This window comes from Variovorax davisae (genome assembly GCF_030316845.1).
Taxonomy (GTDB): Bacteria; Pseudomonadota; Gammaproteobacteria; order Burkholderiales; family Burkholderiaceae_C; genus Variovorax; species Variovorax davisae.
Genome location: NZ_JASZYS010000006.1, coordinates 152,214 through 166,306, shown reverse-complemented (window position 1 = coordinate 166,306; position 14,093 = coordinate 152,214). Strand labels below are relative to the sequence as shown.

General features: G+C 67.1%; 11 protein-coding genes. 3 read left to right on the top strand and 8 right to left on the bottom strand.

Translation table 11 applies throughout. The features are described 5' to 3' along the window. Positions 1-33: 33 nt before the first annotated feature. Together QTI33_RS15760 and QTI33_RS15755 are read right to left on the bottom strand one after the other, a co-directional pair. The gene (locus QTI33_RS15760; RefSeq protein WP_286507022.1) at positions 34-807 is read right to left on the bottom strand and encodes a hypothetical protein; all 774 of its coding nucleotides are present in this window, start codon (positions 805-807) and stop codon (positions 34-36) included. Between the two features lie 127 nt (positions 808-934). Further along, positions 935-1,297 carry a hypothetical protein gene (locus tag QTI33_RS15755; RefSeq protein ID WP_286507021.1) on the bottom strand — a complete coding sequence of 121 codons (363 nt, stop codon included), beginning with the start codon at positions 1,295-1,297 and terminating at the stop codon, positions 935-937. A 229-nt stretch (positions 1,298-1,526) separates the two neighbouring features. Here QTI33_RS15755 and QTI33_RS15750 point away from each other — a divergent pair, with 229 nt between their 5' ends. Continuing rightward, positions 1,527-3,269 carry a protein kinase domain-containing protein gene (locus tag QTI33_RS15750; RefSeq protein ID WP_286507019.1) on the top strand — a complete coding sequence of 581 codons (1,743 nt, stop codon included), beginning with the start codon at positions 1,527-1,529 and terminating at the stop codon, positions 3,267-3,269. Next, positions 3,260-4,459, top strand: coding sequence for an OmpA family protein (locus tag QTI33_RS15745; RefSeq protein ID WP_286507018.1), 1,200 nt, complete (start codon positions 3,260-3,262; stop codon positions 4,457-4,459). Before QTI33_RS15750 ends, QTI33_RS15745 begins: the two co-directional genes overlap by 10 nt. Before the next feature lie 42 nt (positions 4,460-4,501). Here QTI33_RS15745 and QTI33_RS15740 read toward each other — a convergent pair whose 3' ends face one another. From QTI33_RS15740 to QTI33_RS15715, 6 genes are read right to left on the bottom strand one after another with little or no spacing between them, the layout of a single operon-like run. Further along, the gene (locus tag QTI33_RS15740; protein ID WP_286507017.1) at positions 4,502-8,671 is read right to left on the bottom strand and encodes a PilC/PilY family type IV pilus protein; all 4,170 of its coding nucleotides are present in this window, start codon (positions 8,669-8,671) and stop codon (positions 4,502-4,504) included. A gap of 19 nt (positions 8,672-8,690) precedes the next feature. Next, positions 8,691-9,302 carry a pilus assembly PilX family protein gene (locus QTI33_RS15735; RefSeq protein WP_286507016.1) on the bottom strand — a complete coding sequence of 204 codons (612 nt, stop codon included), beginning with the start codon at positions 9,300-9,302 and terminating at the stop codon, positions 8,691-8,693. After that, positions 9,299-10,507 carry a PilW family protein gene (locus tag QTI33_RS15730; protein WP_286507015.1) on the bottom strand — a complete coding sequence of 403 codons (1,209 nt, stop codon included), beginning with the start codon at positions 10,505-10,507 and terminating at the stop codon, positions 9,299-9,301. The genes QTI33_RS15735 and QTI33_RS15730 overlap by 4 nt, the downstream gene beginning before the upstream one ends. Further along, entirely contained in the window at positions 10,504-10,917 is a 414-nt protein-coding gene (pilV, locus tag QTI33_RS15725) for a type IV pilus modification protein PilV (RefSeq protein WP_286507013.1), read from the bottom strand. The genes QTI33_RS15730 and pilV overlap by 4 nt, the downstream gene beginning before the upstream one ends. Next, positions 10,914-11,534: a prepilin-type N-terminal cleavage/methylation domain-containing protein gene (locus QTI33_RS15720; RefSeq protein ID WP_286507012.1), complete on the bottom strand. Its 621-nt coding sequence runs from the start codon at positions 11,532-11,534 to the stop codon at positions 10,914-10,916. Before QTI33_RS15720 ends, pilV begins: the two co-directional genes overlap by 4 nt. Next, positions 11,528-11,986, bottom strand: a complete 459-nt coding sequence (locus QTI33_RS15715) for a type IV pilin protein (protein ID WP_286507011.1) — start codon at positions 11,984-11,986, stop codon at positions 11,528-11,530. The genes QTI33_RS15720 and QTI33_RS15715 overlap by 7 nt, the downstream gene beginning before the upstream one ends. A 551-nt stretch (positions 11,987-12,537) precedes the next feature. Here QTI33_RS15715 and QTI33_RS15710 point away from each other — a divergent pair. Next, entirely contained in the window at positions 12,538-14,088 is a 1,551-nt protein-coding gene (locus tag QTI33_RS15710) for a methyl-accepting chemotaxis protein (protein ID WP_286507010.1), read from the top strand. Positions 14,089-14,093: the final 5 nt, after the last annotated feature.

Genomic DNA, 14,093 nt, shown 5'->3' with positions numbered 1-14,093 from the left:
TGCGACCTGACTTGCAGCCTGCCGTCGGTCGGCCTATGGCGCCGCTGCGGGCCGCCCGCGACCCAGGCGAGCCACCAGCGCTTCGGCGCCCTCGTGGGCCAGCCGCAGCAGGCGCACGCGGTCATTGATCACGCTCAACAGCTCGTGCTCGCCGCAGACCAGCGCGGCCCCGGAGCCGGGCGCGCCGTCGGTCATCTCGCCAGGGAAGGACAAGTTCCAGTAGGGCCAGCCCAGAGGCAAGACCTCGATGTTGTAGGCATCGGCCAAGGCAAGCGCGGGAATCGCCACGGTCTCCAGGAACTGGTGGTCGGGCGCAGCGATGGCGATGGGGCGGTGCGCCCTGACCGTGATGGCGAAGCGCACCGATGCATGCATGTCGAGCGTTCCGGCGCGCACCAGCGAGCCGAGGTCGGTGGGGGCGCTGCACGTCCAGGCCGCGGCCTGGCTGCCGAGAAACGCAAACGCATCGCCGGACTCGCAGATCACCAGGAGGCGCTCGCAGGGGCCAGGCGCTCGCGCATAGGCGTGAAGCACCCCGTCCATCGCCGGGCGTCGACGCAGGTCGGCATACAAGCGGTCGGGCTGGTAGCCGAAGCGAAGCAGCGCCGCGTGGCAGGCGTCCTCCGGCGCGACGTCGCCCTGGACGCCGGCCAAGTGCTTCAGGTCGTCGATGCACTGCGCGAGCATCCGCGCGACCTCCGTCAATGGCTGGCCGGTGATCGCCGCGATCGCACCGGCGATGGGCTGCACCGCGCCGGCCCGGTCGCGGACGATCGGGCTGAGTGTCCGCGTGGAGGTCATGGTCATGGAACGCGATCCTATGTTCGGCACGCGCCGCAGCCACGCTCACAACGGGCCATGCCCGTGTAGGACGGGGGCACCATGCCAGGCTGCCGCGCGCGGTCGCGTCGACCGCTGCGCCGGGCGGGCCCGATCATTTCGCCGGATGCGGCTTGGAAGCGGCGCGCGGCACGTACATGGTCCTCGCGTAGTCTTCTTCGCCGCTGCGGTCCGGTGCCGGGGTGGCAGGGGCGACGAAGTCCGCGAACACCTCGTCGTCGAAAGCCTGCTGGCGGCGCATCGGTACGGCCGCATGCCGCTCCTTCGAAGAGGCGCGCAGGCGTGCGAGGTCGGCCCGCAGTTCCTCGAGCGAGCGCATGCCGGCCGTGGAACCCCCGACCTGAGACGGTTCGGCGGGGTCGGAGACGGCGGTGGCTGCCGTCGGGCGCGGAGAGAACAGCCGGCCAGCCAACGACTGAAGGCCGCAGCGCCAACGGCTGAAGAAATGGGAAATCATGGGTGTTCCGAGTGTTGTTGGTTGTCTGCCCTCGCCGCTGGAACGAGGCCGCCCGAACGCAAATATGCAGCGCGCGCCAGGCACGGGTTTTCAGTCGAAAGCTGCAGCCCCGGTGGGACCCGTCCTACACGTCGCAGTTGCCGCTGGCCCCAGCCAGGCTTCGTTCGCGGAAGAGGGCCTCGAACCTCGGGTCATTCGTGAGATATGCACGCAGGCCCGAAGTCATGCCGTGCCAGACTCGTCGACACGGTGCGCGGTCCTCGCGTCATGGTCAGACTCTTCAAGGAAAACCCATTCGATGGCGGCAATCTGTCCTGCCTGCGGAACGGCCAATCACGCCGCAGCCAAGTCCTGTCTGCAGTGCATCGCGCCATTGCCCGCCGCCGCACCGCTTCTGGAACAGCATCCCGGCGCAGAAAAGACCGTGCCCTGCACCAGGCCCGCGCAAGCGGCCGACGGCGGGCGGGGCGATGCGCGTGCCGGCTGCCTGGGCGCGATCCATGCGCTGCCCGAGGGCACCGAGATCGAAGGGTTCCGGATTCTGCGGCAGATCGGCGAAGGCGGTTTCGGCATCGTCTACCTGGCCTGGGATCCCGCGCTCGAGCGCCATGTGGCGATCAAGGAATACATGCCGTCTTCGCTGGCCGTGCGGGGCGCCGTGTCGCTCGAGGTGTCGATGCGCTCCGAGCAGCATCGCGAAACCTTCGACGCCGGCCTGAAGAGCTTCGTCAATGAAGCCCGTCTGCTGGCGCGCTTCGACCACCCGGCGCTCGTGAAGGTGTTCCGCTACTGGACGGCGAACGGCACGGCCTATATGGCGATGCCGTACTACGAAGGCCCCACGCTCAAGACGGCGCTGGCGCAGCTGGGCACCCAGGCACCCGAATCGCTGCTGCGCCAGTGGCTGCACCCGCTGCTCGATGCGCTGAGCGCGATGCATCGAGAGCAGTGCTACCACCGGGACATCTCGCCGGACAACATCCTGCTCACCGCCACCGGTCCGCTGCTGCTCGACTTCGGCGCCGCACGCCATGTCATCAACGATCGAACGCAGGTCTTGACCACCATGCTCAAGCCCGGCTTCGCGCCGGTGGAGCAGTACGGCGGGACGATGCTGCAAGGCGCCTGGACCGACCTCTACGCGCTGGCGGGCGTGCTGCACTACGCGATTGTCGGCCGGCCGCCGATCGCCTCGGTGGTGCGAATGGTCCAGGACCCGGTGCAACCGCTCGCGCTGACACGGGCCGGGCGCTACAGCCCGGCCTTCCTGCGCGCCATCGACGCGGCACTGGCGGTCCGTCCGGCGTCGAGGCCGCAGGACGTGGCCGAGTTCCGGTTGCTCCTCGATGCCGAGCCGCAGCAGGCCGAAGCGCTCGATGGCGCCCGGGGCCTTGCCGACCCTGCCTCCGTTTCAGCGCCCGCCGACGCCCTCGGGCGCGAGAGAAGCCCCCCACCCCGTCGGCACGCACGCCACGCGGTGATCCTGCTCCTGGCCGGCGCCGCGGCCGCGACGGCCTGGTGGGCTGGCGAGCGGAACTCGCACGGTGCCGGCCGGTCCGCTGCGACGGCACCGGTGGCGACCGAGGCCGGGCCCGGGCATGCGATGCCGCCCGCCGTGCCGGCACCCGTCCCGGTCGCCGATGCGCCCTCCGTGACGGCGGCCTCGCCAGCGCCGAGGCGCGACGTCGACGCGACGGATCGCAGCGATGCGACGGTCGGCTCCGCACCGGCCGCGGCACCGCCGGCAGCAGTCGCCACGCGCAAGGCCGCGCAGGCCGTCGCCGCTCGGGTGCCGGCGCCAACCGCGGTCGGCGGGTCCGAGAAAAACCGCACACTTTCCGAGGCGCACGCGACTGCCTCGTCCTACACGCCGTCGGGCCGGCTGCCTAGATGCAGCGACCTCGTTCTGAAGTCTTCTCTGGAGCCTCTCAATCCGGAAGAAGCCGCCTTTCAGAAGTCCCGATGCAAATAGACCGCCGCGCAAGTTTCCATGAATTCCTTGTCCCTCTGCTCTTCGGCGTCCTTCTTGCGATCGGCCTGACCGGCTGCGCGACGCCGTATCGCAGCGAGCAGCTGCAATCGTTCGACCAGGCGATCGTCACGGCGACCGTTGCCCTGCTGAAGCAGGTCGGAGCCAGCCCGGCGATGCTGGCACCCGGGGCGGCGCCGTCGGACAAGCGTGTCATCGTGCTCGACCCGGCGCTGGATGCCGGAAGCGGGCAGCAGACGCTCGGCACGCAACGACTCGATCGCGCGATCGCCGCGCACACGGCCGCGAACTTCAAGCAGATCGAGACCCTGCCCTTCAAGGCCGCGAACCTTCCGCGTGCCCAGTACCTCCTTGCCGGCACCCTGGCGCGCGAGGACGCCGGCTTGCGCATCAGCCTCGCCTTGGTGGACCTGAAGGAGGGCACCGTGGTGGCCCAGGCGTCCACGCTGGCGCGGAAGAACGAGGTCGACATGGCCCCGCTGGCGTACTACCGCGACAGCCCCGTGCTGTTGAAGGACGAGGTGGTCGAGGGGCTGGTGCGTACCAGCCGCGGAGCGCCTGGCGACAAGGCCGATGCGATCTATTTCGCGCACATTGCGACCGGCACCCTGGTCAACGATGCCACCCAGCTCTACAACGCGGGCCGCTACCGCGAGGCGCTCGCTCAATACCGCCGAGCCGCGGCCACGCCGGGCGGAGACCAGATCCGGGTTCTCAACGGCATCTATCTCACAAGCCTCAAGCTCGGCCAGTCGGCGGAAGCGGAAGACGCGTTCGGGCGCGTGGTGGCCTACGGGATCGCGCACCACCAGCTCGGCGTGAAGTTCCTGTTCAACCCCGGCAGCACCGACTTCTGGTCGGACCCCAGGGTCACGAGCGCATACCGCATGTGGCTGCGACAGATCGCCAGGCAAGGCGGCGACTCGCGGGTCTGCATGGACATCGTGGGCCATTCGAGCAAGACCGGGCCGGAAGAAGTGAACGACTCGCTGTCGCTGCGACGCGCGCAATCCATCAGGCAACGGCTGGTCGCCGAGTCCGCGGAGCTGGCCGACCGGACGCGGCCGAAGGGCCAGGGCTCACGCCAGAACCTGGTCGGCAGCGGCACCGACGATGTGGTGGACGCCCTGGACCGCCGGGTCGAGTTCGTCATCGTCGAATGCAGCGGCTGACTCGAAGGGGCCGCCGCTGCGCGCGGCGCCCATGGGCCGCTTTCAGTCCACTGCCGGGATCTCCCGCCAGTTCAGCAATCTCACCGCCGTCCCCGCCCCGGTCTGCACCCCGACCCGGCGAAGCTCCCCCTGGACGTCGCCGGATATCAGCCTGACGCGCCCGTCGACGCCCAGGAACTTCAAGTCGGTGATCGCCGCCGAATTGCTCACATAGGAGAGCGTTCCTTCCGGCGTCAAGGCCGATTTGCCCGAGCCGAAGTTGACCGCGTAGATCCGGCTCTGGCCCGACGGGCTGCAGGCATTGCCAGTCGTCAGCAGAGACGAGAACGCCACGATGCCGCTGTAGGCCGTCGGGTTCGACACCGCGCGCCAGGCCACGCTGTCGGTGCTGCCCAGGTCGATGTACCAACCGACCTTGTTGGTGAAGCTGAGCGCTGTCGCGCTGACCAGGTCATCGACGCTGACGCCCGTCAGGTTCGCCCGCGTCAACGGATACGTCACGCCGGAAGGCAAGCCGCTCGAGGTGCCGAAGTTCGTGGCGGTGCCGTCGACGAACGCGTAGAAGGTCTGGCTTCCGCTGGTGTTGATGTCGATCGTGTCCAGCAGCTGGCCGGTCCCGAACATCACGTAGCGCTTGCGCGACTTCGGATCGATTTCGACCAGCGGCTGTGACGTGATGGGCTGGGCGTTGCCCCCGGTCGGCGCGTCGGCCACCGTCGCCAGCAGCAGCGGCGCCGGGTAGTTGCCGGTCGTGGCGCGGACATCGAAACGCCACATCTGGCCGTTCAGGTCGCCGGCGTAGATCGCGTCGGCCGTGCCGTCCGTGAAGTCCTTGATGTAAGCCGTGGCCTGGGCCAGGCCTGGAGCGGCTGTCGCCGTCGCCACCTTTTCAAGCAGGTTGCCGTTGCGCGGGTCGACGAAATAGAGGTAGCCGGTGGTGCCGGCGTTGCCGTCGACATAGCCCGAAGTGAAGACGACCACCCAGCCGTACTTCGGCGTCTTGATCACCAGCGGCGCGCCGAAGCTGTAGCCCATGGTGCTGTCGGTGAACTCCCAGAGCACCTTGTCCTTCACGATCGCCTCGGTCGTCATGCCCGCGGGATTGGTCACGTCGATGGCATAGAAGCTCTTGCCCCCCTTGCCCAGCCCGCCGATGACCACCGTGCGCCAGTCGGCGTTCGTCGCGTTCGTGGTGGTCTTGACGCCGGCCGCATAGTTGAAGTCGATGTCGAAGGCCAGCGGGGTCGCGTCGACGTAGTAGCGATGCTCGTAGTTGGGATTGCCGAGTTGGGCCAGGCCGTCGACCGTGGGCGTTGCCGGATTGCTGGGGCCGTGGAAGAGGGCGCTCGGCACGTAGGCGAACTGTTCCTTGCCCGCCTCCGAGCCGCTCAGGGCGCCGTTGAAGGCGTGCATCATGCCGTCGTTGGCGCCGACGTAGACCATGGTCGGGCGTGTCGCCCAGGTCGTCTTGAAGGTCGTGTACCCGGGGTTGATCGATTCGGAGTACCGCATCGAAGGCGGCGCCACGGGCGTGACTTTCGCATTGACGATATCGCCGAGCAGCGCCAGGCGCTGCCGGTAGGGTCGCGAGGTGGCGGCGGCCGTCTTCTCGTTGCTCCGATCGCCGCGCAGGTAGTTGAGGTAGTTGGCGCTGTCGTCGGTGGCTGCAGGGGTGTCCCACGGCGTGTTCAACGTGGCTTTCAGCCCGGCCGGAAGGCTCCCCGCCCGGAATGCGACACCGAGTCTCGTCGCGCTGTCCCAGGTGGCGATGCGGCGGTTGGTGTCCCATCCGGTGCCGGCCAGCTGGCCCTCGAAGGTCGTGGCACTGCTCCACACCGTGGTCGACGAGGGCGTGCCGTCGGTCGCAAAGGTGATGTTGCTGGCCGTCAGCACGCCGCTCCAGCCGTTCGAATCGTATTGAGAGGCGTACGAGGCCGCGCCCGACGACGACACCTGGACGGTGGAGAGCGAGAAGGATGTGGTGTAGGCCTTGATGGCATTGGCAATGCTGGCGAACGCCCGGGTCAGACCGTCGACCATCTGGTCGGGCCGCCCCGCCGTGAAGTAGTTGTCGGGCCGATCCTGGACGGTGTTGGTGCGCACGTCGGTGAGCGTCTCGCCGCTCGTCGACCACCAGGTCAGGGGAATGTTGTCGACGAAGTTGTAGGGGTCGAAGTCGCCCGGCACCTTGAGGCCGCCGAACTTCGCTGCGAGGTAGAACTGGTTGTTGGCCTGGAACGACTGCTCCAGCACGTCGACCCAGTAGGTCTGGACCGTCTGCTTGCCGATGGTCTTCGCAACCCCGGTGACGTCGGGACGGATGTCGGTGGTGTTCGCGTCGTAGGCCAGGCCGGCGATATAGGCGGAGTTGTTGCGCCCGCTGTAGTCATTGGTGCTGCCGATGTTGCCCAGCACCTGGAGCGCCCCGACCTTGTTGGTGGCGGTCACCGCATTCACCGGATCGGTCGCGAATTCGGCGGGAATCGCCGGCTCGCGGGTCCGGTAGTCGATGTTGCCGGGCACGTTCTTGTCGACGTGGGTGTAGATGTCGCCGATGCCGAGCACGAAGTTGCGCTGGCACGAGTACTGGATCGGATCGTCCCACTGGGTGATCACGGGGAAGCCGTCGAGCATCCGGGCCTTGGTGCCCGCGTCGTTGGTTCCCAGGTTGCTCCACAGCGGCACGTTGCCCAGGTTCTTGTAGTAGCGCAGCACCGAGTAGTACATCTCGCTGACCGGGTCATAGTCCTTGTAGTCGCCGGGAATCAGCTGTCCGAACTTGTTCAGGTAGTTGATGACGCCGCTGTCCTGGATGGTGATGCCGGTCGCGCTGGTCGTATCGGTCGCATCGGTCGGGTTCGGGTTGCGCACGAACTGGCCCGTGGTCGAACTCCACTCCTTCAGGCCGTTGTCGGTGTCGGGCAAACCCGGCACCGGCTGGTTGGGGCCGACGAACTTCTGGCTCGCACGCATCACGCCGCCGTCGCGCTGGTCGCTGCTGTCGTTCAGGTAGCCGAAGGCGCTGAACCGCATGCGCTGCGCGTATTTCTGGATCAAGCCCTCGGGCTTGTAGTTGCTGCCGTACTTCTGGCAGTTCGACTCGAGGGTCAGGCCGGCGGTCGGCGCGCAGACCTTCACGCGCATCGTGTAGTCGACCGACGTACTGGTGCTGGTGAAGGTCGTGTAGTCGCTGCTCGAAGGCTTTTTCCATTGGAACTGAAGCTGGGCGCCCCCATTGCCCTGGTAGAACTCCAGGGTGATGTTGTAGCTCTGCCCCGCGCTCATCGTCACGGCGGCGCTGGTGTCCGTGGTCGTGCCGTGATCGGTCCAGTTGTTGATCACCTGGACGTTGTCGACCCAGAGCCGCACGCCGTCGTCCGAGAGCGTCCGGAAATAGTAGGCGCCGGCCTCCGGTGCGGTGAAGGACCCGGTGTAGCGAACAGAGAAATACTCGCCACTCACGCCAGGTGCCGGGCTCGCGCCATTCCAGATGTGGTTGGCGTTGTCGTTGACCACCGTTGCGGTCGCGCCGCCGGAGAAGCCCTTGTACTGGCTGCTCGTGCCTTGGTAGTAGTCGCCCTTGAGCGGCTGCCCTCCGCTGGTGGTCTCGCTGGTGACGCGCATCTTGAAGCCCATGTTCTGGGCCTTGATGAGGACCGAGCTGGCGGTCGGGTCCGGGGTGGCGCCGGCTATTTCAGCGGCCGGAAGGTAGCGGTCGTCGAACAGGCTGCGGTTGCCGTGCCAGCCCTGTTCGAGGATGGTGAGATCGACGTCGTCGACCACGCGCCGACCGCCGGTCATGGCCCAGCGGAAAGGATCGATGGTCGTGGTCCCGGCCCAGTTCAGGAAGTTGCCGCTCCAGGACCCCGAGCACTTGCGCGCGTTCGCCATCGCGACCGGATTGAAGTAGCTCTTGTTGCCGGTGTTGGTGTCGTTGGGCGTGCTGTCGACCACGTACGCGTAGCATTTGTTGGGATCGAAGTAGCCGAGGAAGGTGGCGGTGCTCGAATAGTTGTCCGTGTGGGCCGTGCGAGAGGCCGTCGGCCACTCGACCGACAGCGCCAGCGCCAGGTTGCCGGGCACGTTGGAGGTCGCGAACACCGGCTGGTTCGCCAGACTGGCCGCGCCGATGGCGCCATGGGCGCCAAGCAGCATGGCCGCCAGGGCAACGGCGCGGGCGGCACCTGTACGGCTCGATGGAAGTTTTTTCATGATGAGCCTGCCGGCTTTCTTAGAGGTCGGGCTTGGTGAACGAAGATTGCAGGAAGACCTGCGTGTTCCGCGGGCCGTCGACCCGGATGGTCAACCGGTAGATCAAGGAGGAGGGCGGCGGCAGGTCGTCCTTCGCGCGCTGGCTGCTGCCTCCCAGGACCTGCGTGGTGAGCGGCGCATAGACGCATCCCTTGGCGCCCAGCGAGGCCGGCGTCCCGACGTCGTTGCACATGCGGTCGATGACGTAGCGGATGGTCACGGCGTCGGCATCGTTGCCGATCTTCTTGCTCGCCTTGGCGTCATAGGCCGTGTCGCTGAGCAGCGCGGTGGGGATGCCCTTGTCGTTGACCGGCAGGCTGGTCGCGCTGTAGTTCTCGGCTTTCATGTCCGCCGTGTCGGCCGATCCGGCCAGGGCGCCCGTCTTGAACAGGGTCATGACCTGCGCGGCGGCCAACTCGCCGCGGTTGACCAGGTCCCGCTTGAATGCGAGGTTGCCGGCGCTGAACAGCGACGAGTTCATCGAGCGAACCACGGCGACGCCGCCAGCCAGCAGGACGACCAGGATGATCAGGCAGAACAGCAGCACCACGCCGCGCTGTTGCGGCCGCTGGGAGGATGGGCGTGTCGTCATGTGGTCGGCAGCAACAGCACGTTGCGCAAGGGAATGGTGAACTCGATGACGCGGTGGCGATAGTTCTGGTTCTCGCCGCTGATGACCACGGGCCGATGCAGCGATTCCGCCAGGTCGCCGAACAGGGTGAGCCCGGCCGGTGCGACCTTTTGTCCGCTGGGGCCTGCCTTCTCCTGCTGGCTGCTGCGCAAGACCAGGGCAATGCGCACCGCCGCGATGCTGCGGGCGGTGAGGGGGGTCGTCATGACGGTATCGATGTGGTAGGGGTCGCCCACCGTCTTCGATGGGGCGACCCAGCCGGTGAACGCGCCGGTGGTCGGGTTGACCATGCCGTAGAGCGCGTTCATCTGCACCACGCCCTCGACGATGGCCTGCGGGTCGTCGCTGCCGTTGCTCTTCAGCAGGTCGTAGCTGAAGAGGGTGCGGTTGGCGCCCACGCCGAACAGCTGGAACTGCAGATCGGTGGCGCCGATGTTGCCGAGTGGCGTGAAGTACGCGGCGCCGCTGTCGGCCATCGCTCCCAACGCCGAGTTGCCGGCCTTGAAGTACGTGCCGCCCAGCAGCAGCGCGTCGTTATTGGCCGTGGCCAGGACGCTGTTGGCGCCGTTGACCTGCTCGAGAAAGCAGTCGTTCGACCCGACCTGGCTGACCAGTGCCATGTCTCCGTTCGCCAGGCCGATCGTGTTGTCCAGGCGCAGCGTGTCGTAGTCGGTGTTGATGGAGCGGATGGCGCGCGGGACGGCCCCCGCGGCCCCGTTCCCGCCCATCACCGCGATCACGTCGGACGAGCCGTCGATGCCTTGTTCGGCGCCGATGAGGACCGGCGCGACCCGAAGATTCGCACTGCCTGCAGCGCCGCCGAGAAAGCCTTGGAAGGGCACCGGGAAGGCAGTCGCGCGTGGCAGGATGGCCGCATTGGCGCGGCTCACGTTGAGCTTGCAGCCGAACAGGCCGAGGTCCCACGACTGCGTGAAGCCCGATCCCGCGCTGCGCGCCGCCCGGTCGAGCAGGTAGGCGCCGTAGGCACCCGACTGGCCCATGTCGTTGGTCGAGGTGGTCGTGCGCTTCTGGGCCTCGCCGAAGGTCACGGCGCTGGTCACGGCCAGCGTGACGACCAGGCCGATCACGACCGCCACCATCAGTTCGATCAAGGTCATGCCGCGCTGAAGCGGCAGGCCGTGGGCCTGGTGGATGTTCGACCTCATGGGATGATCACCTTGGTCGAGAGCTGGCTGTCCCCGGCGGCGGTCCGGTTCGGCGCCTTCCAGGTGATGAGGATGTCGGCCGAGTGGTCGACGGGGTCGGGCGTGACCGTTCCCACGCCGCCAGTGAGGCCGCCGCCGGTTGCGTTGGCCACCTTCAGCTGCCAGCTGGCGAGCGTGTCCGCCGGCACCGTGAGGGAATTGTTCAGCCACATGGTGGTCGCGATCTCGTTGGCCAGCATCGCGGCGCGGTTGCGGTCTTCCGCGTCGGTCGAGTAGCTGATGGCGCGGGCCTGCAGGCCGATCAGGCCCAGGATGCCGAAGGAGAAGAGCAGGATGGCGACCAGCACCTCGAGGAGGGCAACGCCAGCCTGGCGGCGGGATCCGGGGAGAGGTGGGCGTGGCATGGTCATGGGCAGCCGTCCGGGTGATCGCTCGACAGGGTCTTGGCGGGATCGCACAGTCGCACCTGGCCACCCAGGGCCACCGTCACGCGCAGCGGACGGTCGACCCCGGCCACCGCGTCGGCGTAAGAAATGTCGTAGGACTGCATCGGCGGCGTGTTCGTCGGCAGGGTGCAGGTGCCCGCGTTCGTGCCGGGATCGTCATTGGCGACCAGTCGCCCGATGGAGTTGAAGCAGATCGACTTCGGGCCGGTGATGGTGATGGAAGATTCCAGCTCGGCGACCATGCCCGCTTCGACGAACTCGCTCACCTCGGTCGTGCTGACCCGTTTGACCGTCTTCGCCGCCCAGTTCTTTCCGTTCGTCTTCGCGGTGTAGGTGGTCGTGGTCGGCTTGTCGTCGGTGAGCGAGAACACGACCTGATGGCTTCTGCGCAAAGCCTCGGCCTGCGCCAGCCGGATGCCGTCCTGCAGCGAATCGCTGGCCGCTCGCAGGCGGCTGTTGCGGATCCAGGAGCCCATCATCGGCATCGCGAGGCCGACGAGGATGGCCATGACCACCATCGTCACCAGCATCTCGATGAGGGTGAAGCCGGCGACGCGGGGCGCCGGACGTCGCCTCAACATGCCTGGCCTTTCTTCAGGATCCAGGCGGTGGGGCAGATGTTCCAGCCGGAACCGGCGGGCACCTGCGTGGTGGTGCGCACGTTGGCCTGGTCGATCGTGAACACGAAGCCGCTCGTCGCCCCGCTCCCGGTGGCGGTCAGGGTGTACGCGGTCGCCGTGGGATCCGCGCAACTGATCGTGAAGCTGCCCACCTTGCGCTTGGCTTCATCGACCTGGCATGGGGTCGTGTACAGGCCCGTCGTCAGGTAGGTCCGGTTGTCCTGGAAGTGGCGTTCCATGTCGGCGCGCATCGCCGCCAGCCCCTGGGTGGCGTCGACCACCTGGCCGCGGCGGATGTATTCCGAATAGGCCGGGATCGCAACGGCCGCAAGGATGCCGATGATGGCCACGGTGATCATGAGCTCGATCAACGTGAAGCCACGCAGGTGGCGCTGGCGCGGGAACAGGGGCACGGCGATGTCCTTAGTACGTTCTTACTAGTTTTGGAAGCTCACAAATTGTGACGATTTTGAAACCTTTAGGTTTACCGTTCATCGGAGTCAACCCTCCTTTCGGCATTCGAAGGGCGCAAAGCCGTGCGGTTTTTCACGTTTGCCGCAGTCCCCCGCGAATGGGGAAAGTGAACGATCGCTGACGAAGGAATTGCCACGGCCGCGCCGTTTTTTCGGCTTTTTTTTCACGATGCCGGCTGGCGAATTTCAATGGCGAATTCGCATTGGCTTGGGCGGAGTGCGCGCCGCAATGTCGGCAAACCGGCAATGCCGGTTTTGCAGTGGGGCCATTGAAGGGGGATGCAGGCCCAGGCACCGCGCGCGCATTCCAGCCACGCTAAATGCACGCCAGGGTTCAATCTTCACGACTGTGCATTTCGGCAGAAGATCAGCCATCAATCCAGCCTTCCTCGCTCAATCCAGTCGCGAAACGGCCGTGACAATTGATGCCGACACGCATTCCGCGTGCCTCACACCCCATAGAGGCGGGTGAGTAACTTTAATTGACCCACATGAAAAACTGGAAAATCAGCGTTCGCCTGGGGATGGGCTTTGCGGCATTGCTGACTTTGCTGATGGTCGTCACCGCCATCGGGCTGCAGCAGACTGCAGGACTCTCCAATCAGATCAGCACCATCACGGAGGTCGGCGACGCCAAGCTGCAGGCGCTTGGAAAGGTCGAGGTCGCGATCGGCTTGCGCGCGATCGCCGCGCGCAACCTGGCCCTGGTGCCGGATCCCGAGAAGCAGCAAGCCGAGCTGGCCCTGGCGCGCGCGGCCCAGGCCGACATCGAGAGCGGTCTGGCGCGCCTGTCCGAGATCATGCAAGCGCCCGCCAATGCCTCGGCGCAGGAACGACAGATGCTCGAACAGCTTCGGGCCTTCGAGGCCAGGTACATCCCGATCGCCGCCAAGGTCGTCGAGTTGGCCACCTCGCAGAAGGTCGAGCAGGCGGTCAAGGTCCTGGGTCAGGATTGCATGCCCCTGCTGCGGCAGGTGGTGTCGCATTCGGCGGCGTTCCAGAAGCTGCTCAAGGAGGGCGCGGAGCGAGACACGGCGGTGGCGCAGAGCGCCTACCTGCACGCACGCAACCTGATGGTGGCCATCAGCGTGCTGTCCCTGGCCGCCGGCATCCTGTTGGCCTGGACCCTGACGCGCTCGATCACCCGCCCGATCTCCGAGGCTGTCAGCGTTGCCCGGCAGGTTGCCCAGGGCGACCTCAGCGCGCGCATCGAAGTGCGCGACAGCTCCGAGGCGGGCCAGATGATGCAGGCGCTGAAGGAGATGAACGCCAGCCTGGCCAAGGTCGTGGCCGAGGTCCGCCAGGGCACCGACTCGATCTCGAATGCGTCGAGCCGGATCGCCGAAGGCAACCGTGACCTTTCCGTGCGCACCGAGGCGCAGGCCGGTGCCCTGGAGCAGACGGCCGCGTCGATGGAGCAATTGACCAGCACCGTCAAGCAGAACGCCGACAACGCGCGACAGGGCAACAGCCTGGCCGATGCGGCCTCCGCGATCGCGGTCGAGGGCGGCCGGATGGTCGGCGAAGTGGTGCAGACGATGGACTCGATCCATGCGGCGTCGAGCAAGATGGCCGAGATCATCGCGGTCATCGACGGCATCGCCTTCCAGACCAACATCCTGGCGCTCAATGCGGCGGTCGAGGCGGCTCGCGCCGGCGAGCAGGGCCGGGGCTTCGCGGTCGTGGCCGCCGAGGTGCGCAGCCTCGCGCAGCGCTCCGCCGGTGCCGCCAAGGAGATCAAGGCGCTGATCGACGACTCGCGCCAGCAGGTGCAGGGCGGCAACGTGCTGGTGGGCCACACCGGCCGCAAGATGCAGGAGATCGTCGACAGCGTCCGGCGGGTCAACGCCATCATGGGCGAGATCAGCACCGCCAGTTCCGAGCAGAGCGCCGGCATCGACCAGATCAACCAGGCCGTCGCGCAGATGGACAAGACGACGCAGCAGAACGCGGCCCTGGTCGAGCAGGCGGCGGCCGCGGCCGGCTCGCTGCAGGACGAGGCCGGGGCGCTGTCGAGCACGGTGCGCGTCTTCCGGCTCTGAAAGGG

Excerpts from the sequence above, each read along its gene's own strand:
- pilV (WP_286507013.1), bottom strand. The coding sequence starts at position 10,917 with ATGACCATGCCACGCCCACCTCTCCCCGGATCCCGCCGCCAGGCTGGC.
- QTI33_RS15755 (WP_286507021.1), bottom strand. The coding sequence starts at position 1,297 with ATGATTTCCCATTTCTTCAGCCGTTGGCGCTGCGGCCTTCAGTCGTTG.
- QTI33_RS15760 (WP_286507022.1), bottom strand. The coding sequence starts at position 807 with ATGACCATGACCTCCACGCGGACACTCAGCCCGATCGTCCGCGACCGG.
- QTI33_RS15730 (WP_286507015.1), bottom strand. The coding sequence starts at position 10,507 with ATGAGGTCGAACATCCACCAGGCCCACGGCCTGCCGCTTCAGCGCGGC.
- QTI33_RS15745 (WP_286507018.1), top strand. The coding sequence starts at position 3,260 with ATGCAAATAGACCGCCGCGCAAGTTTCCATGAATTCCTTGTCCCTCTG.
- QTI33_RS15740 (WP_286507017.1), bottom strand. The coding sequence starts at position 8,671 with ATGAAAAAACTTCCATCGAGCCGTACAGGTGCCGCCCGCGCCGTTGCC.
- QTI33_RS15720 (WP_286507012.1), bottom strand. The coding sequence starts at position 11,534 with ATGTTGAGGCGACGTCCGGCGCCCCGCGTCGCCGGCTTCACCCTCATC.
- QTI33_RS15735 (WP_286507016.1), bottom strand. The coding sequence starts at position 9,302 with ATGACGACACGCCCATCCTCCCAGCGGCCGCAACAGCGCGGCGTGGTG.
- QTI33_RS15710 (WP_286507010.1), top strand. The coding sequence starts at position 12,538 with ATGAAAAACTGGAAAATCAGCGTTCGCCTGGGGATGGGCTTTGCGGCA.